The sequence below is a fragment of the Cupriavidus cauae genome, from assembly GCF_026210475.1.
GTDB classification, from domain to species: domain Bacteria; phylum Pseudomonadota; class Gammaproteobacteria; order Burkholderiales; family Burkholderiaceae; genus Cupriavidus; species Cupriavidus cauae.
This window is the reverse complement of record NZ_CP080293.1, coordinates 1,100,526-1,127,522: the sequence shown is the minus strand read 5'-3', so window position 1 is coordinate 1,127,522 and position 26,997 is coordinate 1,100,526. Positions and strand designations below refer to the sequence as shown.

19 protein-coding genes are annotated in these 26,997 nt (G+C 70.9%); 6 read left to right on the top strand and 13 right to left on the bottom strand.

Annotation, left to right across the window (positions count from 1 at the left end):
- The first annotated feature begins 12 nt into the window (after window positions 1-12).
- The 3 genes from KZ686_RS05045 to KZ686_RS05035 all read left to right on the top strand — a co-directional run bounded on the left by KZ686_RS05045 (window position 13) and on the right by KZ686_RS05035 (window position 7,111).
- Entirely contained in the window at window positions 13-1,311 is a 1,299-nt protein-coding gene (locus tag KZ686_RS05045; protein WP_265633155.1) for an exonuclease SbcCD subunit D C-terminal domain-containing protein, read from the top strand.
- Complete coding sequence (locus KZ686_RS05040) at window positions 1,308-5,417, top strand: AAA family ATPase (protein WP_265633153.1); 4,110 nt, start codon at window positions 1,308-1,310, stop codon at window positions 5,415-5,417. Before KZ686_RS05045 ends, KZ686_RS05040 begins: the two co-directional genes overlap by 4 nt.
- A 371-nt stretch (window positions 5,418-5,788) precedes the next feature.
- Window positions 5,789-7,111 (top strand): MFS family transporter, encoded by a 1,323-nt coding sequence (locus KZ686_RS05035; protein WP_265633152.1) that lies wholly within the window; start codon window positions 5,789-5,791, stop codon window positions 7,109-7,111.
- Between the two features lie 100 nt (window positions 7,112-7,211).
- On the opposite strand, the gene KZ686_RS05030 is transcribed toward KZ686_RS05035, so the two are convergent.
- The 6 genes from KZ686_RS05030 to KZ686_RS05005 form a co-directional block, all read right to left on the bottom strand.
- Window positions 7,212-9,413, bottom strand: coding sequence for a TonB-dependent receptor family protein (locus KZ686_RS05030; protein WP_265633150.1), 2,202 nt, complete (start codon window positions 9,411-9,413; stop codon window positions 7,212-7,214).
- A gap of 197 nt (window positions 9,414-9,610) precedes the next feature.
- Complete coding sequence (locus KZ686_RS05025; protein ID WP_149317188.1) at window positions 9,611-9,940, bottom strand: four-helix bundle copper-binding protein; 330 nt, start codon at window positions 9,938-9,940, stop codon at window positions 9,611-9,613.
- Between the two features lie 175 nt (window positions 9,941-10,115).
- Entirely contained in the window at window positions 10,116-11,771 is a 1,656-nt protein-coding gene (locus tag KZ686_RS05020; RefSeq protein ID WP_265633149.1) for a tannase/feruloyl esterase family alpha/beta hydrolase, read from the bottom strand.
- 32 nt (window positions 11,772-11,803) lie between these two features.
- Window positions 11,804-13,945: an alpha/beta hydrolase domain-containing protein gene (locus KZ686_RS05015; protein ID WP_265633409.1), complete on the bottom strand. Its 2,142-nt coding sequence runs from the start codon at window positions 13,943-13,945 to the stop codon at window positions 11,804-11,806.
- Window positions 13,946-14,106: 161 nt separating this feature from the next.
- The gene (locus tag KZ686_RS05010) at window positions 14,107-15,336 is read right to left on the bottom strand and encodes a CaiB/BaiF CoA transferase family protein (RefSeq protein WP_265633148.1); all 1,230 of its coding nucleotides are present in this window, start codon (window positions 15,334-15,336) and stop codon (window positions 14,107-14,109) included.
- A gap of 23 nt (window positions 15,337-15,359) precedes the next feature.
- Window positions 15,360-16,133, bottom strand: coding sequence for an enoyl-CoA hydratase/isomerase family protein (locus KZ686_RS05005; protein ID WP_265633147.1), 774 nt, complete (start codon window positions 16,131-16,133; stop codon window positions 15,360-15,362).
- A gap of 224 nt (window positions 16,134-16,357) precedes the next feature.
- Here KZ686_RS05005 and KZ686_RS05000 point away from each other — a divergent pair, with 224 nt between their 5' ends.
- Window positions 16,358-17,335 carry a LysR family transcriptional regulator gene (locus KZ686_RS05000; RefSeq protein ID WP_265633146.1) on the top strand — a complete coding sequence of 326 codons (978 nt, stop codon included), beginning with the start codon at window positions 16,358-16,360 and terminating at the stop codon, window positions 17,333-17,335.
- 10 nt (window positions 17,336-17,345) lie between these two features.
- Here KZ686_RS05000 and KZ686_RS04995 read toward each other — a convergent pair whose 3' ends face one another.
- The 3 genes from KZ686_RS04995 to KZ686_RS04985 form a co-directional block, all read right to left on the bottom strand.
- Window positions 17,346-18,329, bottom strand: a complete 984-nt coding sequence (locus tag KZ686_RS04995) for a Bug family tripartite tricarboxylate transporter substrate binding protein (RefSeq protein ID WP_265633145.1) — start codon at window positions 18,327-18,329, stop codon at window positions 17,346-17,348.
- A gap of 173 nt (window positions 18,330-18,502) precedes the next feature.
- Entirely contained in the window at window positions 18,503-19,636 is a 1,134-nt protein-coding gene (locus KZ686_RS04990) for an acyl-CoA dehydrogenase family protein (RefSeq protein ID WP_265633143.1), read from the bottom strand.
- Complete coding sequence (locus KZ686_RS04985; RefSeq protein ID WP_149317194.1) at window positions 19,633-20,784, bottom strand: acyl-CoA dehydrogenase family protein; 1,152 nt, start codon at window positions 20,782-20,784, stop codon at window positions 19,633-19,635. Before KZ686_RS04985 ends, KZ686_RS04990 begins: the two co-directional genes overlap by 4 nt.
- Before the next feature lie 336 nt (window positions 20,785-21,120).
- On the opposite strand from KZ686_RS04985, the gene KZ686_RS04980 reads away from it, so the two are divergent.
- Window positions 21,121-22,080, top strand: coding sequence for a Bug family tripartite tricarboxylate transporter substrate binding protein (locus KZ686_RS04980; protein ID WP_407648534.1), 960 nt, complete (start codon window positions 21,121-21,123; stop codon window positions 22,078-22,080).
- Between the two features lie 134 nt (window positions 22,081-22,214).
- Here KZ686_RS04980 and KZ686_RS04975 read toward each other — a convergent pair whose 3' ends face one another.
- Window positions 22,215-23,027, bottom strand: coding sequence for an aminotransferase class IV family protein (locus KZ686_RS04975; protein WP_265633141.1), 813 nt, complete (start codon window positions 23,025-23,027; stop codon window positions 22,215-22,217).
- Window positions 23,028-23,252: 225 nt separating this feature from the next.
- On the opposite strand from KZ686_RS04975, the gene KZ686_RS04970 reads away from it, so the two are divergent.
- Window positions 23,253-23,558 carry a TFIIB-type zinc ribbon-containing protein gene (locus tag KZ686_RS04970; protein ID WP_265633140.1) on the top strand — a complete coding sequence of 102 codons (306 nt, stop codon included), beginning with the start codon at window positions 23,253-23,255 and terminating at the stop codon, window positions 23,556-23,558.
- A gap of 199 nt (window positions 23,559-23,757) precedes the next feature.
- Here the strand turns inward: KZ686_RS04970 and KZ686_RS04965 are convergent, their stop codons facing one another.
- The 3 genes from KZ686_RS04965 to KZ686_RS04955 are packed head-to-tail and all read right to left on the bottom strand — an operon-like array spanning window position 23,758 to window position 26,893.
- Window positions 23,758-25,194, bottom strand: a complete 1,437-nt coding sequence (locus KZ686_RS04965; RefSeq protein ID WP_265633139.1) for an ABC transporter ATP-binding protein — start codon at window positions 25,192-25,194, stop codon at window positions 23,758-23,760.
- Window positions 25,191-26,027: an ABC transporter permease gene (locus KZ686_RS04960; protein WP_407648510.1), complete on the bottom strand. Its 837-nt coding sequence runs from the start codon at window positions 26,025-26,027 to the stop codon at window positions 25,191-25,193. Before KZ686_RS04960 ends, KZ686_RS04965 begins: the two co-directional genes overlap by 4 nt.
- Window positions 26,024-26,893: an ABC transporter permease gene (locus KZ686_RS04955; protein WP_226108181.1), complete on the bottom strand. Its 870-nt coding sequence runs from the start codon at window positions 26,891-26,893 to the stop codon at window positions 26,024-26,026. Before KZ686_RS04955 ends, KZ686_RS04960 begins: the two co-directional genes overlap by 4 nt.
- Window positions 26,894-26,997 lie beyond the last annotated feature (104 nt).

The window sequence follows — 26,997 nt, the reverse complement described above, 5'->3', positions numbered from 1 at the left end:
CCCTCCCCCAGCATGCGACTGCTGCACACCTCGGACTGGCATCTCGGCCAGACCCTGCATCACTACGACCGTACCCACGAACATCAGCACTTCCTCGACTGGCTGCTCGATACGCTGGACGCCGAGGCCACCGACCTGCTGCTGGTCGCCGGCGACATCTTCGACACCGCCAACCCGTCGGCCGCGGCGCAGCGCCAGCTGTACCGCTTCCTGACCGAGGCACGGCGCCGGCGCCCCCATCTGGCGATCGTGATGATCGCCGGCAACCACGACTCGCCGGCGCGGCTGGAGGCCCCGGCGCCCTTCCTCGACTGGTTCGGCGCGGCCTGCGTCGGCCAGGTCCATCGCTTGCCCGACGGCACCATCGACGTGGAGAAGCTGGTGGTGCCCGTGCGCGATGCGGGCGGCCGGATCGCGGCGTGGTGCCTGGCCATCCCGTTCCTGCGCCCCAGCGACGTGCCGCGGGTCGAGGCCGCGCGGGACAACGCGGATACCGGCATCCATACCGGCATCGATACCGAGACCGGCACCGGCACCGACCCCTACCAGGCCGGCGTCGCCGCGCTCTATCGCAGCGCGCTCGAACTGGCGCTGTCCCGCCGGCAACCCGGCCAGCCCATCGTCGCGCTGGGCCACTGCCATATGCGCGACGGCGAGGTCTCGGAGGACTCGGAACGGCGCATCGTGATCGGCGGCGCCGAGGCGCTGCCGGCCGGCATCTTCGACCCGGCCATCGCCTATGTCGCGCTGGGGCATCTGCATCGGCCGCAGAAGGTCGGCCGCCACGAGCACATCCGCTACAGCGGCAGTCCGCTGCCGATGTCGTTCTCCGAGATCCACTATCCGCACCAGGTCGTCAGCGCGCGGCTCGAGGGCGAGGCCCTGGCCGAGTGGCGCGCGATTCCGGTGCCCAGACCCGTCGACCTGATGCGCGTGCCCCTGACGCCCCGGCCGCTCGAACAGGCGCTGGACGCGCTGCGCGCGCTCGAGCTGCCGCCGTTGCCCGACGCGCTGCAGCCGTATCTGCAGGTGCGCGTCGCGCTGGACGGCCCCGAGCCGACGCTGCGCGCCAAGGTGGAAGCCGCGCTCGACGGCAAGCCGGTGCGCCTCGCGCGCATCGAGGTCAGCACCGCCGCCGCGGCCGGCGAGGCGCCCGCGCCGATGCTGTCGCTCGACGACCTGAACCGGCTCGACCCGGCCGCGGTGTTCGCCTCGCTGTATCGCGAGCGGCATGGCGCCGAGGCGCCCGCCACGCTGGCGGCCGCGCTGGCCGAACTGCTGCACGCGCCGGACGAGGTGGCAGCGCCATGAAGATCCTCGCCATTCGCGGCCGCAACCTGGCCTCGCTGTCGGGCGAGTTCGCCATCGACTTCACCGCCGAACCGCTGGCCTCGGCCGGCCTGTTCGCGATCTGCGGCCCCACCGGCGCGGGCAAGAGCACGCTGCTCGATGCCCTGTGCCTCGCGCTGTACGACGAGACCCCGCGCGTCGCCCGCGTCGGTGGCCGCGCCACGGTGCTGCCCGATGTCGCGGGCGAGACCATCGGCGCGCACGACACGCGCACGCTGCTGCGCCGCGGCGCCGCCGAGGGCCACGCCGAGGTGGACTTCGTCGGCGGCGACGGGCAGGCCTACCGCGCCCGCTGGAGCGTGCGCCGCGCGCGCTCCAAGGCCGGCGGCAAGCTGCAGCAGACGCAGATGTCGCTGGCGCGGCTGCCCGGCGAGGAGCCGGTCGGCGGCGGGCTGAAGACCGAGGTCCAGGCCGCGATCGTCGAGCGCGTCGGGCTGACCTTCGAGCAGTTCACGCGCGCGGTGCTGCTGGCGCAGAACGAGTTCTTCGCCTTCCTGAAGGCCGGCGACGACGAACGCGCGGCGCTGCTGCAGGCGCTGACCGGCACCGGCCGCTTCGAGGCGATCTCGCGGCGCGCGTTCGAACGCAACAAGGCCGAGCAGGAAGCGCTGCGCCAGCTGCGCGAGCAGGCCGCGCAGCACCAGCCGCTGGACGCCGAGACGCGCGTGCAGTGCGAGCTGCAACGGCGCCAGCAGCAGGACGCGGTGACGGCGCTGGACGAACGGCTGCGGCAACACGAGGCCCAATTGCGCTGGCACGCCGACGCGGCGGAACTCGCCAAGCTCGAACAGCAGGCGATTGAGCAGCATCGGGCGGCCGTCGCCGCGCACGATGCCGCCGCACCGCGGCGCGCCCGGCTGGCGGACGCACACGCGGCCCAGGTCGCGCGGCCGCTGGTGGCCGAGATCGACCGCCTGGCCGCTCAGCGCGAGGCGCAGCGCCAGGAACTCGCGCGCGCCGCCGAGGCGCAGGCGGCGGCCGAACGCGCGGCACAGCACGCACAGGCCGAACGGCAGCGCGCTGCCACCGACCTGGAGGCGGCGCGCCACGCCGAGGCCGAGATGGCACCGCGCCTGGCGCAGGCGCGCGAGTTCGACGCCGTGATCGCAACGCTGACGCCGGACCGCGAGCGCGCGGCGCAGGCGCATCGGCAAGCCGCGCAGGCACTGGACGAGGCACGCCGCGAACAGGCCCGACTGCGGACGGAGCGCGACTCCGCGGGCGCGGCGCTGGCCGCCGCCGAAGACTGGCTCGCGCGGCATGCCGGCCGCGAGGCGCTCGGCGCGCAATGGCCGCGCTGGGAGGCGCTGTTCGCGCAGGCCGACGATTGGCACGGCCGGCACGTCGCCGCCACGCAGGAGGTCGCGCTATTGGCCGAGCGGCTGGCCACGGCCCGGCGCGACCAGTCCGAGGCACAGGCGCGGCTCGCCTCCGCCGCCGAGTCGCTGCAAGGCGCACAGCGGCAGGTCGCGACGGCGCAGCAGGCGCTGGCCGGCCATGATCGCGATGCCATCGCGGCGCGCGCCGTCGAATTGCAGCGGCATCGCGACGCGCTGCAGCAGGCCGCGGCGCGCTGGCGCGAACGGCTTGCGGCCGAAGCGCGGATGGCCGAGCTGATCCAGCAGCGCGACACGCTGCAGGCGCAACGGCAGCAGTGCCAGCAAGACATCGATGCGGCCCGCGCCGCGCGGCCTGCCGCGCAGCAGGCCGCCACGCAGGCGGAACGCTCCTGGCAACGCGCGCTCGCGGCGTGCCAGCAGAGCGTCGAGCAATTGCGCGAGACGCTGGAGCCGGGCGAACCCTGCCCGGTGTGCGGCGCCAGCGAACACCCGTACGCGCATGACGACTCGCCGCTGCGCGCGGCGCTGCAGGCCACGCTGGGCGCGCTGGAGGACGAGTACCGCCGTTGCCAGCAGGCGCTGGCCCGGATCGACGCCGACGAACGCAGCGCCGCCACGCTGGCGCACAGCCACGACGAAGCGCTGGCGCAGCTCGACACGCGCCTGGCCGCCGCACGGCAGCAGCGCGACCGCGCCGAACGCGAGTGGCAGGCCGATGCGCTGGCCGCGCAGCTCCCGCAGCGCGTGGACGTGGGGCAGGTGCCGCGGACCGGGCAAGCCGTGCAGGCCGGGCAAGTCGCGCAGGCCGTGCAGGCCGTGCAGGCCGTGCAGGCCGTGCAGGCCGTGCAGGCCGTGCAGGCCGTGCAGGCCGGGCAGGCCGGGCAGGCCGTGCAAGCCTGGCGGGCCCAGGCCGTGCAGGCCGGGCACACTGCGCAGGTCGAGACCGTCGATGCCGACCAGCGCGCCGACTGGTTCGCGCAGCAATTGGCCGACGCCGACGCGCAGCTGCGCAGCGCGGCCGAACTCGACGCCGACCTGCGCGCGCTCGACAAGCAGCTGCAGGCCGCGCGCGTCCGCCTGGACGCCGCGCAGGCCGAGCAGATGGCGGCCGACAGCGCGCTGCAACGCGCGCAGGCCGCGGCCGCCGAACTCGCGCTGCGTCACGGCGCGGCGGTCGAGTCGGCCGCGGCAACGGCGGCGCAGCGCGACCAGGCCCTGCGCGAACTGGACGCGGGCGCGCTGGAGCGCGCCGCGGGCCTCGACTGGCGCCGGCAGTGGCACGACGATCCGGCGGCATTCCGTGCGCGCTGCGAGGCTGACGCCGGCGCATGGACGCGGCATCGCGACCAACGCGACGCGCAGCGCCAGCGCATCGTGCAGCTCGATGGCGTACTGGCCGCCGCCACGCAGGCGCACGAGCATGCCGTCGAAGCGCATCGCAAGGCCGCCGAGTCGCTGGCGTTCGCCGACGCGCGCCTGTCCCAGCAAAGCGCCCGCCGCGATGCGCTGTTTGCCGGCACGCCCGATGCGGGCCTGGCGGTCGAGGCCATCGCCGCCCGTCTGGCGCAAGCCGGGGCGGAGGCCACGGCGCGCGTCGACGCGGCGCAGCGGGCGAGCCAGGCTGCCAGCGAGCAGCTGGCGCGGCAGACCGCGCGCGCCGAACAGGCGCAGGCCCAAGCCCAGGCGCTGGAGCAGCAGGCGCGCGACGCCGCGACGCGGCTCGATGCGTGGTTGCAGGCCTGGGGCGACGGGCACGTCGGACACGATGGGCACGTCGGACACGATGGGCACGACGGGCACGACTGCCGCGACAGGCGCGATGGACGCGACGGACACGACGGGCATGACGGCCTCGACGCAGACGTCCGACACATCGGCCCCGCCGCCACCGCGCCGTTCGACGAAGCCGCCCTGCGCGCGCTGCTGGCGCTCGATGCCGACTGGCTGGCGCGCGAGGAAGAGGCGCTGCACGCGCTGCAACGCGAGGTCGATGAAGCCCGCGCCGTGGTGCAGACGCGCCGCGCCGAACGCGAACGCCATCTGGCACGCCGGCTCGGCGAAGGCGACGCGGCCACCGTCCAGGCCGCGCTGACGGCGGCCCGCGCCGAACTCGAACGCGCCAAGCAGGCGCTGGCCGAGGCCGATTTCACGCTGCGCCGCGACGACGAGCGGCGCGCGCAGGCCAGCGACCTGATCGCGCGCATCGACCGGCAGCAGGCCGCCGCGCACACCTGGCAGGTGCTCAACGAACTGATCGGCTCGGCCGACGGCAAGAAATTCCGCAACCATGCCCAGCAAATGACGCTGGACATCCTGCTCGGCTACGCCAACCGGCACCTGGCCACGCTGTCGCGCCGCTACCGGCTCGAACGCGTGCGCCAGAGCCTGGCGCTGCTGGTGATCGACCAGGACATGGCCGACGAGGCCCGCTCGGTGCATTCGCTGTCCGGCGGCGAGTCGTTCCTGGTGTCGCTCGCGCTCGCGCTGGGGCTGGCATCGCTGTCCTCGCATCGCGTGCGGGTCGAATCGCTGTTCATCGACGAGGGCTTCGGCAGCCTCGACGCGGACACGCTGCGCGTCGCCATGGACGCGCTCGACAGCCTGCAGGCCCAGGGCCGCAAGGTCGGCGTGATCTCGCACGTGCACGAGATGACCGAGCGCATCGGCACGCGCATCGAGGTGCGCAGGCTCTCGGGCGGACAGAGCCGGGTCATGGTGGGCTCGTAGCGGTGTAGCGGGGCCCTGCCCTTTACCCTCTCCCCCGGCCCTCTCCCGCGCGCGGGAGAAGGCCGGGGGAGAGGGCCAGCGCCCGCCCTTGCGCAGACGCTCCACCAGACACTGTGTTCGCGATCCCGAACAATCGCGCGCCATCCCGCGCCATGCCTGGGCTCGCCATCGCCCCTTTCCGACGGCCGCACCGCCGTGCCGTGCAGGATCACGCCCTAGGGGTTACCCTTATACCGCCCTGCCGTCCGCCCGTCAGCTCCCTGGCCGCGGGCGGCCTCTGTTGCAGCGGCGGTGCCCCGCCGCGCGCTTCGCCCGACGCCGGCGCACGCGTGTCCACGCCTGAGCGCCGGCGTCCTACTCAGCGATCTCCCATGACAGAACTGACCAGCACCACCATTCCGGCCGGCAAGACGGACCATGACCGGGAACATGACAGCCGCCGCCGCGTGTTCGCGATCGTCGCCGCGTCGTCCGGCAATCTCGTCGAATGGTTCGACTTCTATATCTACGCGTTCTGCGCGATCTATTTCGCGCACTCCTTCTTCCCGCAGTCCGATCCCACCGTGCAGCTGCTCAATACCGCGGGCGTATTCGCCGCGGGCTTTCTGATGCGGCCGATCGGCGGCTGGGTGTTCGGCCGCATCGCCGACCGCCACGGGCGCAAGAGTTCGCTGCTGATCTCGGTGGTGATGATGTGCACCGGCTCGCTGATGATCGCCTGCCTGCCGACCTACGACAGCATCGGCATGTGGGCGCCCGCCCTGCTGCTGCTGGCGCGCCTGCTGCAGGGCCTGTCGGTCGGCGGGGAATACGGCACCACCGCCACCTACATGAGCGAGGTCGCGCTCAAGGGCCGGCGCGGCTTCTTCTCGTCGTTTCAGTACGTGACGCTGATCGGCGGCCAGTTGCTGGCGGTGCTGGTGGTCGTCGTGCTGCAGCAGCTGTACACCGAGCAGGAGCTCAGGACCTGGGCCTGGCGCATTCCCTTCGTGATCGGCGCGATCACCGCGGTGGTGGCGCTGCTGCTGCGCCGGACGCTGCATGAAACGTCCAGCGCCGACACGCGCAACACCCAGGACGCCGGCAGCGTGGTCGCGCTGCTGCGCGACCACAAGGCGGCCTTCTTCACGGTGCTTGGCTATACCGCCGGCGGCTCGCTGATCTTCTATACGTTCACCACCTACATGCAGAAGTACCTGGTGAACACCGCCGGCATGCCGATCAAGACCGCCAGCTACGTGATGACGGGCGCGCTGTTCGTCTACATGTGCATGCAGCCCGTGTTCGGCGCGCTGTCGGACCGCATCGGCCGGCGTACCAACATGATGCTGTTCGGCGCGCTCGGCGCGCTGATCACGGTGCCGGTGCTGACCGCTCTACATACCATCACCAATCCGGCGGTCGCCTTCGTGCTGATCACGCTGTCGATGGCGGTGGTCAGCCTCTATACGTCAATCAGCGGCATCGTCAAGGCCGAGATGTTCCCGCCCGAAGTGCGCGCGCTCGGCGTCGGCCTGGCCTATGCGATCGCCAACGCGATCTTCGGCGGCTCGGCGGAATACGTCGCGCTCGGCCTGAAGTCGGTCGGCCACGAGTCCGCCTTCTACTGGTACGTGACCGCGATGATGGTGGTGGCCTTCCTGGTCAGCCTGCGGCTGCCGCGCCAGGCCAAGTACCTGCATCACGAACACTGAGCAGGCCGTCGCCCCGGCGGCACGGCGGCGACCACGCGGCCTGCCGGGCCGCTGGGGTGCCCGCGCGGGAACGGCGTCGCGCTGCCTGCGCGCCGCCGCTTCAGAAGCGATATTGCAGCCCGGCGTAGATGGCCCGCCCGCTGCCCGGGTAGAACACCGCGGTGTTCGCGCTGCGCGCGTCGGCCACCGTGCCGAAGTCGCTGACATAGCGCTTGTCGCCCAGATTGCGGGCATCGACGAACAGCGTCACGCCGCCGCCGAAGCGGTAGGACGCCTGCAGGCCGAACAGCGCGTAGCCCGGCGCGCGCATCGTATTGGCATAGTCGACCCAGGCGCCGCTCGGCACCCAGTCGAGCGTGCCGGCAATGCGCCAGCGCTCGCCCACGCCGTACGTCAGCGTGGTACGCAGGACATGCTCCGGCACGCCGGCGATGCGGTTGTTGCCGTAGCGCCGGTCGTGGTCGAAGCGGAAATCGCTGTAGTTCCACAGCTGCGCCACGTTGAGGCGATCGCCCGGGGTCAGCACGCCGCGCAGCAGGTCGGCATCGACGCCCAGCTCCACGCCCTGCAGCGTGGTGCGGCCGGCGTTGAACGTCGAGGCCGGGATGTCCGGGCCGGTGGCGAACTGCAGCATCTGCTCGCGCACCAGCGCGCGGTAGGCGGCGACATCCCAGCCGAAGCGCTCGCGCCGCCCCCGCGTGCCGATCTCCAGCGTCCAGCCGCGCTGCACCGCCAGCGGCACGAAGCGCTGGGCGCTGCCGATGGTCTGCAGCAGATCCGAAAAGTCCGGCACGTCGGCGCTGCGCGTGATATCGACGAAGGCCTGCACCTCGGGGGCCGGTTCCCACAGCACGCCGATCTTGGGGTTGATGCCGCTGAAGGTATCGCGGTCGGACTTGGCCACCGGATTGGCCGCCAGGCCACCGTGGTCGGTATAGCGCCGCTCGGCGCGATAGGCCTTGGCCCCGGCCATCAGCGCCACCTTGGGCAGCAGATAGAGCCGGTTTTCCAGATACGCCTCGTAGTTGGCCGCCTGCTGGCGTGCGTTCAGCGTCTGCGCGCCCCGGCTTCCGCCCTGGTTCAGGTAGTGGCGGGAATCGCCGGTGCCGCCGAAGAAACGGCCGCCGACGATCAGCTCGTTGCGCATGCCGCCGACGCTGCCGCGCCCGGTATAGCGCGGCGCGAAGCCATAGGTCCAGCTGTCCTGGTCGATCACCTGGAAGATCGGGTGATGCAGGTCCTTGTGGATCACCCAGCTGCGCAGGTCCAGCTGCTGCCCTTCCCCCAGCCGGATGGTCGTCACGTTGGCCAGGCGCTCGGTGCGCGTGTCGCGGGCCTGATCGAGCGCCAGCGCGCCGGCCGAGGCGCGGCGAGGCTGGTTCAGGGCGTCGGCCAGCGACAGCGTGCCCGGCAGGTCCTGGTCGACCACATAGACGCCGAGATAGAAGCGCGTCTCGACATCCGGGCTGAGGCGATAGCCGAAGTTGGCATTGAACTGCTGGTACTGGCCGCGCTGGTGCTCGCGATAGCCGTCGGCGCGATTGACGCTCAGGTTGGCGAGGAAATCGAAGGCGCCGAACTGGCGCGACACCTGCGCGCTGGCGCGGGCGGTGCCGAAGCTGCCGCCCTCGAGCCGCAGCTGGTTCGGCGCCGGCGCGGTCAGCGCGGTGGGCGTGGTGAAATTGATCGCGCCGCCCAGCGTGGTGCTGCCATAGGCCAGGCCGTTGCCGCCCTTGTACACCTCGGTGGCCTGCAGCGCGAGCGGATCGATCTGATAGAAGTCGCCGCTGCCGTCGGCGAAGTTGGTCGGCACGCCGTCCTGCAGCACGTCGATGCCGCGGACGTGATAGCCACGCGCGATGCCCGAGCCGCGAATCGACAGCCGCAGCTCCTGGCCATAGCGCTCCTGCACGTAGACGCCCGGCGTGTCCTTCAGGACATCGCGCACATTGCTGGCATAGCTGTCCGCATGGGACTGCGCATCGACGAAGCCGACCGAGCCGACGGTGCCGAACAGCGTGGCGCGCTGCCGGACCACCGCCGGCACCGTCGGCGAGCCGGGAGCGGCCGCCGTGACGGTCGCGGTGGGCAGCGTGACGGTGCCGTCGGGCGCCCCCTCAGTGGCGCGGCCGGTGGCGCCGCCGGTGGCGCTGTCGGCGGCACCGTCAGTGGCCCGGTCGGCCGTCTGCGCCAGCAGCGGGAATGTCCACGCCAGCGACGCTGCCGTCAGCGCCGCGGAAACGGCATGGGATGCGCGGTAGCGCGAGGTCGGTCCAGGGCAAGGCGGAGCGGCGCGGGGCATGAGGTTCTGACGGAATGGCGAGTCGCGGACGCGAAACCGGTGCGCGACGATATACCGCCACGCGCCGGTGCACTATGTGACACAGTGCCGCATCATGGGTGACATCGGCCATCGCTCCACTCCCTGGCGGCAGGTTCCGCCGGCCCTGCAAGGTCCCGCAGCCCCGCAAACCGCAAACCGCAAACGGCAAGCCGCCGTCACGCCGCCATCTGCCGGCACGCCTGCGCGCAATCGCGGCAGGCCTGTGCGCATTGCTGGCAATGCTGGGCCTGATGGCGCGCGCACTCCTCGGCGCAGCGCTCGCAGATCTGCGCGCACAGCGTACATAGCTGGCGCGAATGCTCGCTGCCGCGCGACATATAGGCCACCGAAAGTTCGCAAATGCCGGCACAGTCCAGGTCCAGCCGGATGCACTCGGTCATCTTCTGCACATCGTGTTCCTGCAGGCAGGACGCCGCACAGTGACGGCAGGCCTGAGCGCAGCGCGTGCAGGCATCGATACAGGCTTGATATTGCTCGTGAGGCATGACATCCCTCCTCGGTCGGTCGACGCCGGATCGGCGCCAGCCGACATGCAGCAAGGCGCGGACCACGGCGGCGGGGCGTTGTCGACCCCGCCGGTCGCGATCCGTGCCTTGTCCCGGCCCGGAACGGTCTTACATGCCTTGCAACTTCTGCCTCCCTTCCAGCGGACGCTGCCCGCTAGCGGCACGTGAAATTGGCCGCATCGTCGGTGCTGCCGCTGCCCTGATAGACCGCCTTGCGCGGATACGGGCACAGGGGCCGGGTGCGCGTCACCGCGCCGCCGCTGACCGCGGAAGCGACGATGCGCTCCGGCGCCGTCCCGCGCGTGACCCAGGCATCGAGCGCCTCCAGGATGTCATGCTGCGCATCGACCACCGGCGCCGGCGTATCGCCGTTGCCGAACTGCGTGGTACCCGGCCCGCCCGAGCAGTGCCCCATGCCGGGCACCATGAAGAGCCGGAAGAACGCGTCGGTGGCGGCTTGCGAGCCTTGCGCCGCCTTGACGCGATCGTAGTAGGCGATGGTATCGACCGCGTTGACCACCGGGTCCTGCCAGCCGTTGTAGACCAGCAGCTTGCCGCCGCCGGCCTTGAAGGCCGACAGATCGGCGTTGGTCTGATCGACCATCGTGCCGACCTTGGCGTCGGCATAGGCCAGGTCGCGATCGAAATCGAAGGTCCACCAGTTCCATTGCGGATTGTCGAAGACCCAGTAGCGCCAGAAATCGGCGCGCGTGGGCTCGGTCGTGCCCCAGTAGGTGTTCCAGCCTACCGGTGCGCCGGCCACCGTGAACAGCGCCTCGCTGGTCTTTGGCCAGCCGGGATAGACCTGCTCCCCGGTGCGCGGATTGCGCGGCCCTGCGTACATGGCCTTCAGCGCCGACACCTGTTCGGCGGTCAGGCAATTGTCCGCATCGGCGCCGCTGCATTGCAGCGTTGCCGGATCGAAGCCGCATTGCCGCGGATCGTCGACCACGCCGTCGGTGACGCCATCGTCGGCATCGCAGGCCGCCACCGCGGCGCGCGTCACCATCGTCAGCTTGGCCGCCGGGATGATTGGCGACAGATTGTCGTTGGGACGGTGGTTGGCGAGGAATTGCCACAGGAAGCCGGCATTGAGCCGCACCCGGTTGTTGCCCGGCGCGCCGGCGATGATGCCGTCGAAATCGTCCGGATAGCGCTGCGCCTCGGCATAGCCCTGGTGGCCGCCGGTCGAGCAGCCGTAGAAGTACGCGCGCTCGATGCCGCGCGCGTGCATGTCGGCGACCAGCCGTTTGCTCGGCACCGTGATGGCATGGATCGAGCGCGTGCCCCAGTCGACGATCTTCTCCGGATGGTTGACGCCGAACAGCATGTCGTTCGGATTGGCCGACTGGTGGCCGGTATCGCCGCCGACGGTGGCGTAGCCGCGCGCGAGCCCCATCGCCATCGCACGGTAGCCCAGCGCCGGGCTGTAGCCGCCATTGCCGGTCACCAGCAGCTTGCCGTTCCATTGCGCGGCGGCCGGAATCCACACTTCGAAGCGGATCTCCGAATCGCTGCTGGGCCGCGCCACCGCCTGCACGCGGCAGAAGGCGGGCACGGTCAGCGTGGTGCCGGCATTGGGCGAGAAGCTGCCGGCGGCGACCTCGGTGGCCGACTGCACGGCGGCGCCGTCGAGCACCGCTGCCGCCATCTGCGCGCACGATCTGGGCTGCGGATTGCCGGCCAGCGGCGGCTCAGGCGGCTCAGGCGGCGGATCGTCGCCCCCGCCGCAGGCAGCCAGCGTCACGGCCGCCGCGGCTGCCGCGGCCAGCGCGGCCGCATGGACACGCCAGGGTCCTGGCTTGGTCATGATGTCTCTCCTTCCGTTGCGCCGGTGCCGCTTCACGGCAGCACCGGATTGGCCTGGGCGCGCGCGATCGCGCGCTGTGCGTCGGCGGGCAGCAGGAAGCGCTGCGACACCAGCGCGTCGGCGGCCGTGCGCAGCTTCGCCAGATAGCCGGCCTGGTCGCCATACAGCGCCTCCAGCGAGGGCCGCTGGTCGCCGGCCGCGGTGCGCGCGGCCTCGGTCTTGTGGAAGGGGATGTAGCTGCCGCCCAGATTGACGAGATCGACGATGCCGGGCGTGGCCACGTAGTTGAACTCGAGGCTGGTGCCGACCGGCACCTGCACGTCGAGCGCGCGGATGCCCGCCTTCGCCAGGCCGGTGGAGGGATCGAGTTGCGGCACCAGGATCGCGTAGTCGCGGCCCAGATAGGCGGGCGGCAGTACGGAAGCGATGCCGGACTCGTCCTGCGGCCGGTACTGCGGGCCGTAGTCGAGCAGCGGGAAGCCGTTGTAGCGGCCGAGGTACTGGAAGTCGGGGATCGGCACCGTTCCGCTCGGGCCGGCGAAACCGACGCCCTTGATCACCGGCACCTGCAACTGGTCGGGCCGCACCAGCGTGCCGTCGGCGATGCGCGGCACCTGGCTGTCCGGCGGCGCGATGTCGCGCGCGACCCAGTCCTCCAGCGCGATGAACAGCGCGCGGAAGGTATCGGCGAAGTCGATCATCGAGCCGGCGGGATAGACCGTCTGCGCGGGGTTGTAGTTGATCTGCGCGGAGCGGCCGCCGTGCTGCGTGCTGGCGTAGTAGTAGATGCGCGCATTGTCCGGCTGCTTCAGATCGGTGAAGCCGTAGGCGTCGGTCAGCACCGGCGAGCCCTGCAGTTGCCAGAACTCGGTGCCCGACAGGCCGAGGAAGAAGCGCGGGCAGGTCCGCGTCTCGCTGCAGCGCTTCATCACGCCGCCGGTGCGGCCCGCGACCGCGTCCACGTAGTCGGCCGCCAGCCCGCGCGGCGCGGTCTGGCCGAAGGCGCGATGGTCGGTGCGCAGGCCACCGCCGCCGCCCGGCACCGCGAAGCGCGTGTTGATATTGGTCTGGCGCGCGGCCACATGCGCGAAGATGCCGTCGAACACCTTGCCGCCGTCCAGCGCCGCGTTGAAGCCCAGATGCAGGAAGGTCTTCATCGCATTGCCCGACTGCGAGGTGCCCTGCCCGATCGCGTAGCGGATCGCGCCGGCGATCGGATTGGGCGTGCCGGCCGCGTCGGCGCTGCGATGGCGGAAGAAGGTCACGGTGTCGCGCAGCGCCGCCAGGCCCACGCCCATCACCTTCGGATCCTTGGCCACGTAGGTGATCTCGTACAGATAGCCCGGCTGGAAGCCGTCCTTCAGGCAGACCTTGCTGCCGTCGGGCTTGCCGGGAAACGGCGCGCCGCCGGGGCCGCAGTCGGCGAACTTCCATTCCGACGGCGCGATCGGCACGCGCGGATCGGTCTCGTTGACGCGGCGCGTCAGCGTGTAGCCGGGCTGGGTGTTGTCGAGGCTGGCCGGCGCGTAGGGAATCATCGAGCCGTTGAAGACGCCGCCGGGCAGGCTCATGGTCGAGGTCGCCACGCTGGGCACCAGCTCCGCGGCGTATGGGCCGGTGATGCTGCTGCCGTCCTTGTTGCGCGCCACCGGCACGCTAAGCGTCAGCCGCGCCGGCGAGCTCTTGGGCACGTCGCCCTGCCACGCGGCGTACAGGAACACATAGCCGCGCTCGAAATAGACCGCATCGCCCGGCACCGCGGCCGGGTTCGGCATGGTCAGGATATTGCCGCGATTGGGGGCGTCATAGCGCAGCACGCCGCCGGCCTTGCCGATGTCCTTCGGCTTGAGCATCACGAACTCGGTGGTGTACTCGACCATGCCGCGCGCATTGACCGGCGCGAGCTCGAGGTCCTGGATCACCGCGTTGCGCGGGTCCTTCGGATCGACCTCGCCGTGCAGCGAGCCGGTCAGCTTCTCGTAGGCGCCGACGCTGCCGAAGCTGCCGGGAAAGTCCTCGCGCGCGGAAATCGTCAGCGTGATCGCCGGGGTCGCCGCCTGCCCGCCGCCTCCGGGCGGGCCGCCGGTCGACGGACCATCATCGTCGTCGCCGCCGCAACCGGCCAGCAGCGTTGCCGCGGCGACCGCGGTCACCGCAGCCAATCGCCATCCCATCGCCCGCGCCGTGCCGACGCGGCGAGCGTGCCTGATCTCCATGTCTTCTCCTGCCCTGGTGGTTCTTCTTCGGGTCGCTTGTCTTCACGCCCACTGACGGAGCGTTGGCGCCAAGTCTAGGAAGCGAATTGATTCAGGAGAAATGGATAATCTCGATGGATTCAGCGGGGTTTTGGCTTAATGGGCTCCAGCAGCGCGGCGATCCGCTCCGGCGCGACGCCGGCCTCGCGCAACACCTCCTCGGTATGCTCGCCCAGCGATGGCGCGGGCCGGCGGATCGCGGTCGGCGTGCGGGCAAAGCGCGTGGTCGGGCGGACCTGGCGGATCGGCCCGACCGCCGGATGCACCGATTCCTCGAACAGTCCCACCGCCGACAGATGCGGATGGCCCGGCAGGTCCTCGAGCCGGTAGATCGGCGTGGCGGGAATATCGAGCCGCTCGCACAGCGCCATCCATTGCGCGGTGGTCCGCAGCGGCGCCAGCTCGGCCAGATGGCCGTACAGCGCCTTGATGTTCGCGTTGCGCTCGCGCCGGCTGGCGATCTGATAGCGCTCGCCCAGGTCGTCGCGTCCGAGGTCGTGGAAGAACGCCTTCCAGTGCCGTTCGGTATAGGGCAGCATGCTGATCCAGCCATCGGCGGTGCGCACCGGCTTGCGGCCGCCTTCGAGCAGGCGCGCATAGCCTGCCTTGGCGGTAGAAGACGGGAACATCATGCCGCCCATGTGCTCGGTCAGCACGAAGGCCGCCATCGTCTCCAGCATCGGCACCTCGACGTACTGGCCCTCGCCGTGCCGCTCGCGCCGGAACAGCGCGGCCAGCACCGCGTTGGCCACCGCGAGCCCGGTGGTCTTGTCGGCGATCAGGCTGGGCAGGTAGTCGGGCTCGGCACCGGCCGCGCTCGCCGCGCCGACGAAGCCGCAGGCCGCCTGGATGATGTCGTCGAACGCGGGCTTGTCGCGGTCCGGACCGTCCTGGCCGAAACCGGGCGCGGCGCAATAGACGATATCGGGCCGCAGGCGCGCGACCGCGTCGTAGCCGAAGCCCAGCCGTTCGATCGCGCCGATCCGCATGTTGTGGACCAGCACGTCGCAGGTCGGGATCAGCGCGCGCAGCGCGGCCGCGCCCTGCTCGTCCTTCAGGTCCAGCACCACCGAGCGCTTGTTGCGGTTCAGCGCGAGGAAGATCGAGCTCATGCCCGCGTGCTGGACCACGCCATTGGCGCGCATCAGGTCGCCCTCTGGCGCCTCGATCTTGATCACGTCGGCGCCCATGTCGGCCAGCACCTGCGTGCCCATCGGCCCAAGCACCACCGACGACAGGTCCAGTACCCGCACGCCGTCCAGCGGCCCCGCCACGGCGGTCCTGCCGCCGCTCTGCTTGTGTTCGTTCACTGACGCACTCCTGTGATGCCGCATCAGCGGCGCTGGAAATTGGGTAGGCGGCGCTCGGCCATCGCGGCCACGCCTTCGCGGAAATCCTCGGTCGGGAACTGCGTCAGCTGGACCTGCAGCTCGTGCCGGTTGATCTCGGCGACGCGGTCGGCAAGTCCGGCGCGCAGCGTGGCGCGCGTGCTTTCGACGGCCAGCGGCGCGGACAGCGCGATTTCGCAGGCGAGCGCGTGGGCGCGAGCCCGCACGTCGGCCTGTTCGACCAGCTCGTCGGCCAGCCCCATCTCGACCGCGGTCGCGCCGTCGATGCGGCGGCCGGTGTAGAACAGCAGCGCCGCACGCTGCTCGCCGATCAGCCGCGGCAACGTCAGGCTCAGGCCGAAGCCCGGATGGAAGCCCAGCCGGTTGAAATTGACGCTGAAGCGCGCCTCGCGGCAGGTCACGCGAAAGTCCGCGACCAGGGCCAGCCCCACGCCGGCACCGATCGCCGCGCCATGCACCGCCGCCACGATCGGCTTGCGCGTGCGGAACAGCCGCATCGCCTGCCGGTAGAAGGGGCTGGGATCGCGCCGGATCGACGGATCGCTGGCGCCGAAGTCGGCGCCGGCGCAGAACGACTTGCCGTCGGCCGCGAGCACGATGGCGCGGCATTCGTCGTCGCGATCGAGCTGTTCGAGGGCATCGGCGAGCGCCGCCATGCAATCGGCGTCGACATGATTATGGGGCGGGCGCTGCAGCACCACGTGCGCGACGTGGTCCTGCGGCATCCGGCGCAGCGAGACAGGGGATGAAGTATCCATGGCGGTAGAAGGTCGGTGGTGGTAGCGGTGACAGAAGCAGCGGCGCGAACAAGCGGCGTAAATGGGCGGCGTGGGAAATTGCCGATGGATCGCCGGGAGCCGCGCCCGGATAATGGAGCCCGTGTGTCCGGCACCTCGCCGGACGGATTCATCGGCCAATCGAAAGCGGGCGCCGGCATCTGGCCGGCAATACCCGCTCACCAGGAGCGCAACGCGAATCGACGATGCATAGCGGAGACCATCGAGAGGGCGAGCCGACGCCCGCCAACGACCGGCGGCGGCTGCCGCTGGCCGAACTGCGGCACAAGGACCTGAACCTGCTGGTCGTGCTGGCCGCGCTGCTGGAGAGCCGCAGCGTCAGCGAGGCGGCGCGGCGGCTCGACAGCAGCCAGCCGTCGACCAGCCGCATGCTGGAGCGGCTGCGCGAGGAGTTCGGCGATCCGCTGCTGATCAAGAGCGCGGCCAGGATGCTGCCGACGCGCCGCGCGCAGGAATTGCAGCAGGCGCTCGACGCCGCGCTGCGCACCATCGAGAGCATCTACACGCAGAGCGAGCGCTACGATCCCGCGCAGGAGACCGGCTCCTACGCGATCGGCATCAACGACTCGCTGCAGGCGCTGATCGCCCCGGCCTTCCTGGCCCGGCTGCGCGAGGTCGCGCCGCGCGCGCGGGTGCGCATGCATCCGGTGCCGATGCCCAGCGGACTGAGCGCGATGACCAGCGGCGCGATCGACGTGATGGTGGCCTTCTATCCGGTCGAATCCGAGGCGCTGCGTTCCGAACTGCTGTTCTCGGCGCCGTTCGGCTGCCTGTGCGATGCCGGCAATGCCCATCTCGGCAACACGCCGGGCGCGGCCGAACTGGCGCCGCTGCCCTGCCTGGACATCTCGCAGTTCGGCGTGGTCACGCGCATGGTCGACCGCTACTTCGCCAAGCACGGCGAGCAGCGCCATGTCGCCTGCACGATGACCAGCTATCTGGCCGTCGCCGACGCGATCACCGGTACCGACATGTATGCGATGGTGCCGCGCTATCTGGCGCCGGTACTGTGCCGGCATCCGGGCGTGCGCTTCATTCCGATCGACGACCCGGCGCTGGCCATTCCGGTCCATCTGTGCTGGCACAACAATGTCCATACCCATCCCTTCGTCTCCCTGCTGCGCGCGCTGCTGACCGAGGTCGCGCGCGGCCTGCCGGTGTAGCTTCACGCCATCATTCCGGCTGGATGCCGGCCGCCTGCGCCACGCGCCGGAAGCGCGCGATTTCGGCCTGGTGGAAGGAGCGCATGGTCTGCGGGGGATAGGGCATCGGGTCGCTGCCCTTGGTCGCCAGGAAGGCGGTCGACTCGGGCGTCTTCAGGATCGACTGCATCGCGGTCGCGAGCTTGCCGGCGATGTCGTCCGGCGTCTGCGCCCGCACGTAGAACGACACCCAGCTGTACTGCACGTAATCGGGATAGCCGAGCTCGCGCACGGACGGCACCTCGGGCAGTTCGTGATGGCGCTTCTCGCCGGACACCGCCAGCGCGCGCACCTTGCCCTGCCGGATCAGCGTCAGCGCGCCGCTGGTGTCGACCACCGCCAGATCGAGCTGCCTGCCGATGATGTCGGTCATGATCTGCGCCTGGCCCTTGTAGGGAATATTGACCACCTTGATGCCGGCCAGATTGCCGAACCAGGCGGCCGCGAGCCGGTAGCCCGCCGAATAGGTGCCCACGCTGAGCGGCTTGGCCTTGCCCGCGGCGACCACATCGGCCAGCGTCTTCCAGGGCGAATCGATCGGCACGAGGAAGACATTCATGTTCCGGCTCAGGCCCGCGATCGGACGCAGATCGGCCAGCGGATCGTAGGGCAGGTTCTTCAGCACGATCGGATTGACCGACAGCGGCGAATTGCTCGCCAGCAGGATCGTGTAGCCGTCGGCCGGCGCGTTCTTCAACGCCTGGATGCCGATCACGCCGTTGGCGCCGGGGCGGTTCTCGACCACCACCGGCTGGCCCAGCGCGCGGCCGAGCGCTTCGCCGTAGTAGCGGGCCGACGAATCGGAGCCGCTGCCCGCGGTGAACGGCACGATGATCCGCAGCGGCCGCGAAGGAAACTCGCTGGCCGATTCGGCGGCGGCAATGCCGCTCGCGACGGCGCTGGTGAAGGCGGCGCTGGCCAGCAGCAGCGCCCGAAACAAACCCGGTACTCGCATCGATGTCTCCTGTCGTGGGAGGGCTCGTTTGCCCTTGTTATCCCTGTGTTCCTGCGCGATACGCCGCGCACGTGGTGGTCACGTGGTGGTCGCGCACGTGGTGGTCGCGCACGTGGTGGTCGCGCGCGCGGTGGTCACGTGCACGGTGGCCGCGTGCGTGCTCGCCACGCGCCTCAGGCGGCCTGCGGCGCGGTGACCCGCGGCCAAAGCGCGGCGCCGCCCTCGCGGATCGCGCGCGTGCCGATCTCGCGCGCCCAGTGCGCCTCGCTGCCGTACTCGGCGCGCCAGCTCCATAGCCGACGGGTGGACCAGTGCAGCGAGTGCTCGTGCGTGAAACCGATCGCGCCATGGACCTGGTGCGCGATCGCGGCGGCGCGGCCGGCGGCATTGCCGCAGATCACCTTCGCCACCATCGCCTGGCTGTCCCAGCCGGGCGCGCGCATCGCCGCGCAGGCGCTGGCCACCGCCATGCGCGCCGCCACCACCTCGTTGGCCAGCATCGCCAGTTGCTGCTGGATCGCCTGGAACTTGGCAATCGGGCGGCCGAACTGGATGCGCTCGGTGGCGTATTGCACGGTCTGGTTCAGCACGCGCTCGAGCACGCCGGCGATCTGGATCGAACGCATCAGCGCGCCGAGCGGGGAAGGTGACGAGGGCTGCGACGTTGCCGCGCCGGCGCCAAGCATCGCCTCGTCGGCCGGGCTCTCGACCACCACCGCGGCGGCGGCCGGCGCGTCGTCGAAGCGCAGCCGGTCGCGCGGTTCGCCGGCCAGATTGGCGCCGGTCTCGATGCGGCAGCCGGCGGTCGGCACCAGCAGCCATACCGCACGTCCGAACGGCTGCCGGTCCACCGCACGCACCACCACATGGCGCACGTGCCGGCCCCAGGGCACGTCCACCGTGCCATCGAGACGCCAGCCTTCGGCGCTCGAGCGCGCCACCGCCCGCTCCGACTCGGTGCCGGCGTGCGCGGCCAGTGCCATCGGTCCGTCCGGCATCGCGATGCCCAGGCGCGCCAGCACCCATCCGCACGCGGCGGTATCGACGAAGGGAATCGGCGCCAGCGTGCGGCTGGCCGCCAGCAGCGCCGGCAGGCCCTGCTGCCAGTCGGCCGCGGCGCCGCCGTCGTCCTCGCCGGCGAACAGCCGCGTCAGGCCGCTGTCCTCGACGGTGCGCCACAGGTCTGCCTGCCATTCGCCGCGCTCGGCCGCTTCCAGCTGCGCGGTGGTCACTTCGTTGCCGAACAGCCGTTGTGCGCTGTCGGCCAGCATCTGCTCGAGTTCGAGCTCCAGTTCGCGTTCGTTCATCGGACCCCCAGGCCTCTCGCAATGATTCCCCGCAGGATTTCGCGCGTGCCGCCCCGCAGGGAGAACGAGGGCACGGTCTGGGTCAGATGGCAATGGGTCGCGACGAAGGGCGAGCCGTCCGGCCGCAGCTCGTGGCCGAACAGCTGGTGCGCGACCTCGGGAATGCGCTGCTCGAACAGCGCGCCGAGATCCTTGACGTTGGCCGCCGCCAGCTGCGGGTTCTCGCCGCGATGAAGCATCGCCGCGATGCCGCGCGACATCTGCCGCAGATTGCTCAGCTCGGCCACCAGGTAGCCGAGCTCGACCGCGTGCCGCGCGTCGTCGGCATCGGCGTGATCCACCATCTCGGCCAGCAGCGCATAGCTGCTCAGATAGCGCTCCGGGCCGCTGCGCTCGAAGGTCAGCTCGGCGGTGACCTGCGCCCAGCCCTGCCCCGGCTCGCCGATCACCATGCGGTCGGGCACGAAGACGTTGTCGAACACCACTTCGTTGAAATGCTCCTCGCCGGCCAGATTGCGGATCGGCCGCACCTGCAGCCCTTCGGAGCGCATGTCGATCAGCAGCTGCGACAGGCCCTTGTGCTTGTCGTCGGCGCTGCGGTCGGTGCGCACCAGCGCGATCATGTAGTGCGAGCGATGCGCGTTAGAGGTCCACAGCTTGGTGCCGTTGACGACCCAGCCGCCGTCGACGCGATCGCCGCGCGTGCGGATCGATGCCAGGTCCGAGCCCGAATCGGGTTCGCTCATGCCGATGCAGAAGCGCACCTCGCCGCGCGTGATGCGGGGCACGATCTCGTGCGCCACTTCCGGGTCCGCGTAGCGCATCAGCAGCGGACCGCTCTGCCGCTCGGCGACCCAGTGGCCGCCCACCGGCGCGCCCGCCGCCAGCAGTTCCTCCAGCACGACATAGCGCTCCAGCATCGAGCGCTCCTGACCGCCGAAGGCCTTCGGCCACGTCATGCCGATCCACCCCTTGGCGCCCAGCGCGAGGCTGAACGCGGGGTCATAGCCGGACCAGCTCTGCGCGCGCTTCTGCGGCGGCCGGTCGCCGACGGTCTCGGCGAGAAAGGCGCGCACCTGCGCCCGCAATGGCGCCAGGTCCCCATCGGGCTGCGCCGGTCGAATCACGATCTGGCTGGCCGTGTCCATTTCCCCTCCTGTCGATTGGTGTGCTGCGTTCGTCGATGCAGCGATGGGAGGCAGCTTAGCGACGCGGACACGGGCCGCCCATCGCGGCGGCGGCATAACAAAAATCCGGTGGGCCCTTGTGCACGCCCGCGCGTTCGCAAGCGGAGAAGCGTTCCATACGTCCCGCGCATAAGCGATATGTCCGCGGGACAGTTGCCCTCGCTGCCGCTCGGCGCTTAGGCTGTGGCCTGGTTGGACAGGGCGGGGTCACACCGTCCGCAAGGAGACAGAGCGATGCGTGATGATTCGATGAACAAATGGACCGTTGCGCGGCTGGTGTCGCTGGCCACGGGCTCGATGGCCGTGCTGGCGATGCTGTTGCCCTCGCCGGCGCGGGCCGCCGATGCGGCGACCGATGCCGCCGGCTATCCCGCCAAGCCGGTCAAGATCGTGGTGTCCTTCCCGCCGGGCACCGGTTCGGACAGCACCGCGCGCTTCCTCGCGCAGAAGCTCGAGGCGCGCTTCGGCCAGCCCTTCGTGGTCGAGAACCGGCCGGGCGCCAACAGCTTCATCGCGGCGCAGGCGGTGGCGCGCGCGGACCCGGACGGTTACACGCTGTTCGTCGCCAGCAACTCGCCGATGGCGACCAACGCGGTGCAGTTCAAATCGCTGCCCTACGATCCGGTCAAGGACTTCGCGCCGGTGGCGCGGCTCTATTACGGCGCGATGGTGCTGTCGGTGCCGGCCAGTTCGCCGTACCGCACGGTGCAGGACCTGATCCGCGACGGCAAGGCGCGGCCGGGGAAGCTGAGCTACGGCTCGGGCTCGGCCTCGTACCAGATCGCCACCGAGCTGTTCCTGAAGCAGGCCGGCGTCAAGGCGGTGGCGATTCCGTACAAGGGCGCGGCACCGGCGGTGGCGGACCTCGCCGGCGGCCAGGTCGACTTCGCGCTGTCGGACTACACCGCCGCGGCGGCGCTGGCGCAGACCGGCAAGACGCGCATCCTGGCGGTCACCGGCGACAAGCGGCTGGACGTGCAGCCCAATGTGCCGACGCTGCAGGAACTGGGCTTCAAGGACTACTACATGATCAACTGGGTCTCGCTGTTCGCGCCGGCCCATACGCCCAAGCCGATCGTCGACAAGCTCAGCCGCGCCGCGGTCGAGATCTTCAACAGCAAGGAGGCCGCGGAGTTCATCGGCCGCACCAACGGCCAGATCTTCGCCGGCGGCGCCGACGTGTTGCGCAAGTTCCAGCTCGACGAGATCAAGCGCTGGTCGGCGGCCGCCACGCTGGCGGGGATTCCGAAGCAGTGAGCCGATGCATTGAGCTGAGGCATTGAGCCGGTGCATTGGACCGGCGCATTGAACAAGGGCGTCGGCGGAGCGGTGAGCCGGAGCAGTGTGGCTGCTGCAACGGCCCGAGGCACAGGCCGAAGCGGTGAGACGCCTCACGGCGCCACCGCGTGCTCCATCTCGTAGGCCCGATGCAGCAGCGCGACGAATTCCGGCGCAGCGGCGAGCGGCACCTCGCCGATGCGCCGTACCGGCACGCCGGGCGTCCATGAGTTCATCACGACCGCGCCGCCGAGCGAAGGCAGGTCGGCGAGCCTGACCTCGCGCGTGCGCTGCGCGATGCCGAGGCGGTCCAGCTGACGCCGAAGAATGCCCATGGTGGTGCCGGTCAGCATCTGCGCTTCCGGCCACACCACCGCCTCGCCATCCCAGAACGCGAGGTTCCAGATGGTGCCCTCGCTGAGCCGCCCTTTGCGGTCGACGAAGGCCGCATCGTCGAAGCCCTGTTCGACGGCCTGCCGCAGGTAGTACGTCTTGGCGATTTCGCCGACGTGCTTGATGCCGGCAAGAACCCGCTCATGCTCGACCGTATCCAGCGCGAGCGGCCCTGTCGGTCCCGACGAAGGCGGACCGGTCCGGATCAGCAATCGGGGCGCGCCGATGCCGCGCGCCGTGAATTCCCCTTCCGGCGAATACACCGTCGCGGTCAACGACAGATCGGCGGGGCTCGCCTGCAGCGCCGCCCGCAAGCGGTCACGCACCGCTTCGTCGGACAGCGCCGTGCCGAACAGCGCCATCGATGCCGCTCGCAGGCGGGACAGATGCAGGTCCAGGCCGCGAATCCGGCCGCTTCGCACCTGCATGGCGGTGAAGTGGGCATAACCGGCGAAGGCAAGCGGCGCCAAGTCCGCCGCCGAGGCGGGCCGGCCGTCGAGGTGGGCAATGTGTGACTTCGATTCGGCTGACATGCCGCGCTCCTGTATGTGATCGTCAAGCAGCGCAAACTATCGCCCAGCGGCCGGGCCTTCCGGAAACGAAAAGTTCTGTACGAATCATCAAGCCTATCTTGAAGATTCAGATGAGCCCGATACTGCCCGTCAAGCGGGCAGCGGGAATCCGTGCTGCCGAACCAAGCCGCCGGGCGACGGTCTGACAGCCGTTAGCCGTTGAACACGCAATCAAGGAGAGCTGCGATGCAATGTCCCGTCTGTACCGAGACCACGCTGGTGATGGCCGAACGCCAGGGCGTCGAGATCGACTACTGCCCGAAATGCCGCGGCGTGTGGCTCGATCGCGGCGAGCTCGACAAGATCCTGGAGCGTGCCGCGGCCGAACAGGCGCCGGTCGCGCAGGCGCCCCAGGCCGCCGCGCCGCAACGGCCGGTCGATCCGCGCGGCTACGACCGCGGTTATGACCAGCGCGGCTACCGCGCCGACGACCGCTACCGCGAGCAGAAGCACTATCGCAAGAAGAGCATCTGGCACGAGATCTTCGATTGACCGGCTTCGATTGACCGGCTTCGAGTGACCGGCTTCGAGTGACCGGCTTCGAGTAACCGGCTTCGATCGCCCGCTTCGAATGACCGCGTAGATCGACCCGCTTCGATCGACCGCTTCGATAGACGATCCTCGACGCAGATGTGACCGCACGGCGCCCCTCGGGGCGCCGTATTCGTCAAGACGCGCGTCGGAATGCCCGTCAGAACGCCAGCGTGCGCGCCGCCACGTTGGCGGCGAGATCGGGATCGTGCGTGACCAGCATCAGCGCGCAGTCCGACTCCTGCGCCGCCTCGACGATCAGGTCGATGGTATTGCGCTGCGTGACCGGATCGAGCCGCGAGGTCGGCTCGTCGGCGAACAGGAAGGCGGGCCGCAGCAGCAGCGCGCGCAGCAAGGCGAAGCGCTGCAGTTCGCCGCCGGACACCGCGCCCGGCAACCGTTCCAGCAGATCGGGGGAAAGTCCGAGCCGCTCCATCCAGGGCCGCAGCGGCGCGCGTTCGAGCCGGTGCAGCGCGATCAGATCGTGCAGCGCGCGGCCCAGCGGTACGTGCGGCGCGAACGCGCCGGCCGGGTCCTGGTAGAGCTTCTGGTAGCGAACCCGCGCGATGCCGTCGGCCCGGCGCACGCTGCCGCGATCCGGCCGCGCAAGGCCGAGCAGCACATTGCCCAGCGTCGATTTGCCGCTGCCGCTCGGTCCGGTGACCGCCACGCGTTCGCTGGCGTGCAGCGTCAAGTCGAGTCCGTCGAACAGCAGATGGTCGCCGAAACGCTTGCTCAGGCCGCTGGCGCGCAGCACTTCACCACCCGTGGCAGGCATCGCCCGGCGCGGCCATGCCGCGGGCTCGGCGGCGATCAGCGCGCGCGTGTAGTCGTGCGACGGCGCGCCCAGCACCGCGTGGGTCTGGCCGCGCTCGACCACGCGGCCATCGAGCATCACCATCGTGTCGCCGCCCAGCGCCCGCGCCACGCCGATATCGTGCGTGATGGTCAGCACCGCGCAGCCCTGCTCCAGCGCCGCGCGCAGGCGCGCCACCAGGTCGTCGCGCCAGATCCGGTCCAGGCCCTTGGTCGGTTCGTCGACGATCAGGATCGGCGCATCGCCGGCCCGGGTGATCGCGAACGCCGCGCGCTGCGCCATGCCGCCGGACAAGGCGGTCGGCCAGGCACGCGCGGCGTGCCCCAGCCCGACCGCACGCAGCGCCTGCGCGGCGTGGTGCGCGGCGCGCTGCCGCGATTCGCCGGCGACCCAGCGATAGGTCTCCGCCAATTGCGCATCGACGCGCATCAGCGGGTCCAGCGCGAACCACGGCTCCTGCGGCAGCAGCGCCAGCTCGCGGCCCCATAGCGGCCGGCGCGCGCGCATGTCGTTGGCCTCGCAATCCCAGCCGTGCCCGGCAAGGCGGCCGCTCGCGCGCAGGCCCGGCGGCAGCGAACCCATCACCGCATGGGCCAGCAGGCTCTTGCCCGAACCGGTCTCGCCCAGCAGCGTCAGCGCGCGGCCGGCCTGCAGCTCGAACGACACCGGCTGCAGCAGCACGCCGTCGGCGCTGGCGACCGACAGGTCCCGCACGCCGAGCAGGCGGCCGACGCGCTCGCCATGCAGGTCCTCGATGACGAGGTCGTTGCGCGCGTTCATGGCGACACCCCCGCACGCGGGCGTTCGTTCAGCAGCGCCAGCGCGAGGATGGCGATCGCCAGCACCGCGATCGGGCTGGCGATCGCCCACGGCGCCTCCGCCGCATACGGCAGCAGCTCGGTCATCATCAGGCCGAGCTCGGCCATCGGCGGCTGCACGCCCATGCCGACGAAACCCATCGCGGCCAGCGCCAGCACCGCCGCGCCGAGGCCGAAGCTGCTCAGCGTGCCGAGCACCGGCGCCAGCTCCGGCAGCAGGTGCCGGCGCGCGATATGGAGCGGACCGAAGCCGAGCAGGCGCGCGGCCTCGACATGGTGGCTCTGCAGCACGATCTGCGCGCTCGCCCGCGCGACGCGGAAATACTCGACCCACAGCACCAGCGACAGCCCCAGATACAGCGGCCACATCGCGCCCGGCGCCAGCGCCGCCAGCAGCAGCACCAGCAGCAAACCCGGCAGCGCCAGCACCGCGTCGGCCAGTGCACCGGCCACGCGATCGGCCCAGCCGCCGCGCCACGCGGCAAACAGGCCCAGCAGCGTGCCGGGCAGCGCGGCCGACAGCACGCACAGCAGCGCGAGGCCAAGCGACAGCCGCGTGGCATGCGCGGTGCGGGCCAGCACGCTGCGGCCCAGATGGTCGGTGCCCAGCGGCTCGGCCATCGTCGGCGCCTGCAGCACGGCGTACAGGTCCTGCTCGAAGGGCTGGCGCGGCGCGGCCAACGGGCCGGCGATGGCGAACAGGGCCAGCAGCACGATCAGCAGCAAGGCGATGCGCCGGCGCGGCGTGGCGACCGTCAATGCGCCCTTCCAGGTCGGGCTTGCCATCTCGCTCATCGCCCGACCCTCGCGCGCAGGCGCGGATCGATCGCCATGCAGGCCAGGTCGACCGCGGCGTTCAAGGCGACGAACAGCAGGCCCATCGTCAGCGCGGTGCCCTGGATCATCGGCACATCGCGGCCGAAGATCGCGTGCACCAGCGCATGGCCGATGCCGGGCCAGGCGAACAGCGTCTCGACCACCACCACGCCCTCGAGCAGATAGACCAGCTGCACGCCCAGATAGGCGACCACCGGCACCGCGGCATTGCGCACCCCGTGCCGCGCCATCGCGACGCGGTCCGACAGGCCCTTGGTGCGGGCGAACAACCAGTACGGCGCGGCCACCACGCCGGCCATCGCATCGCGCGCGACGCGCATCGCGGTGGCGGCCAGGCCCAGTCCCAGCGTCAGCGCCGGCGCGACCCAGCTGCCGTGTTCGCCGTGGCCACCGGCGGGCAGCCAGTCGAGTTCGACCGCGAAGGCCAGCACCAACAGGATGCCCAGCACGAACGGCGGCAGCGCGCGCAGCAGCACCGACAGCGCCAGCGTGGCGCGATCGGTGTGGCCGCCGGCGTGCCTGCCGGCGGCAAAGCCCAGCGGCAGCGCGATCAGCGTCGACACGGCCAGCGCGGCGAGCGCCAGCCACAGCGTGTGGCCGAGCTGATGCGCGATCTCGGCGGCGACCGGCGCGCCGGTCACGGTCGAGGTGCCCAGGTCCAGATGCAGCAGCCGCGACCACCACGCCAGCAGGCCGTCGAGCCAGGGGCCGTCGAGCGCCAGTTCCGCGCGCACCGCATCGGCGGCCTGTGCGGTCACCATGTCGTAGCCATAGCGGCCGGCGGCGATGCGGAAGGCCATGTCGCCCGGCAGCAGCCGCATCATCAGGAAGCTGAGGCTGCCGACCAGCGCGGCGACGACCGCGGCCTGCAGGCCGCGTTGCAGCAGCACGCGGGCGATCAGCCGTGCGGCGGGGTTGGCCCGCGGTG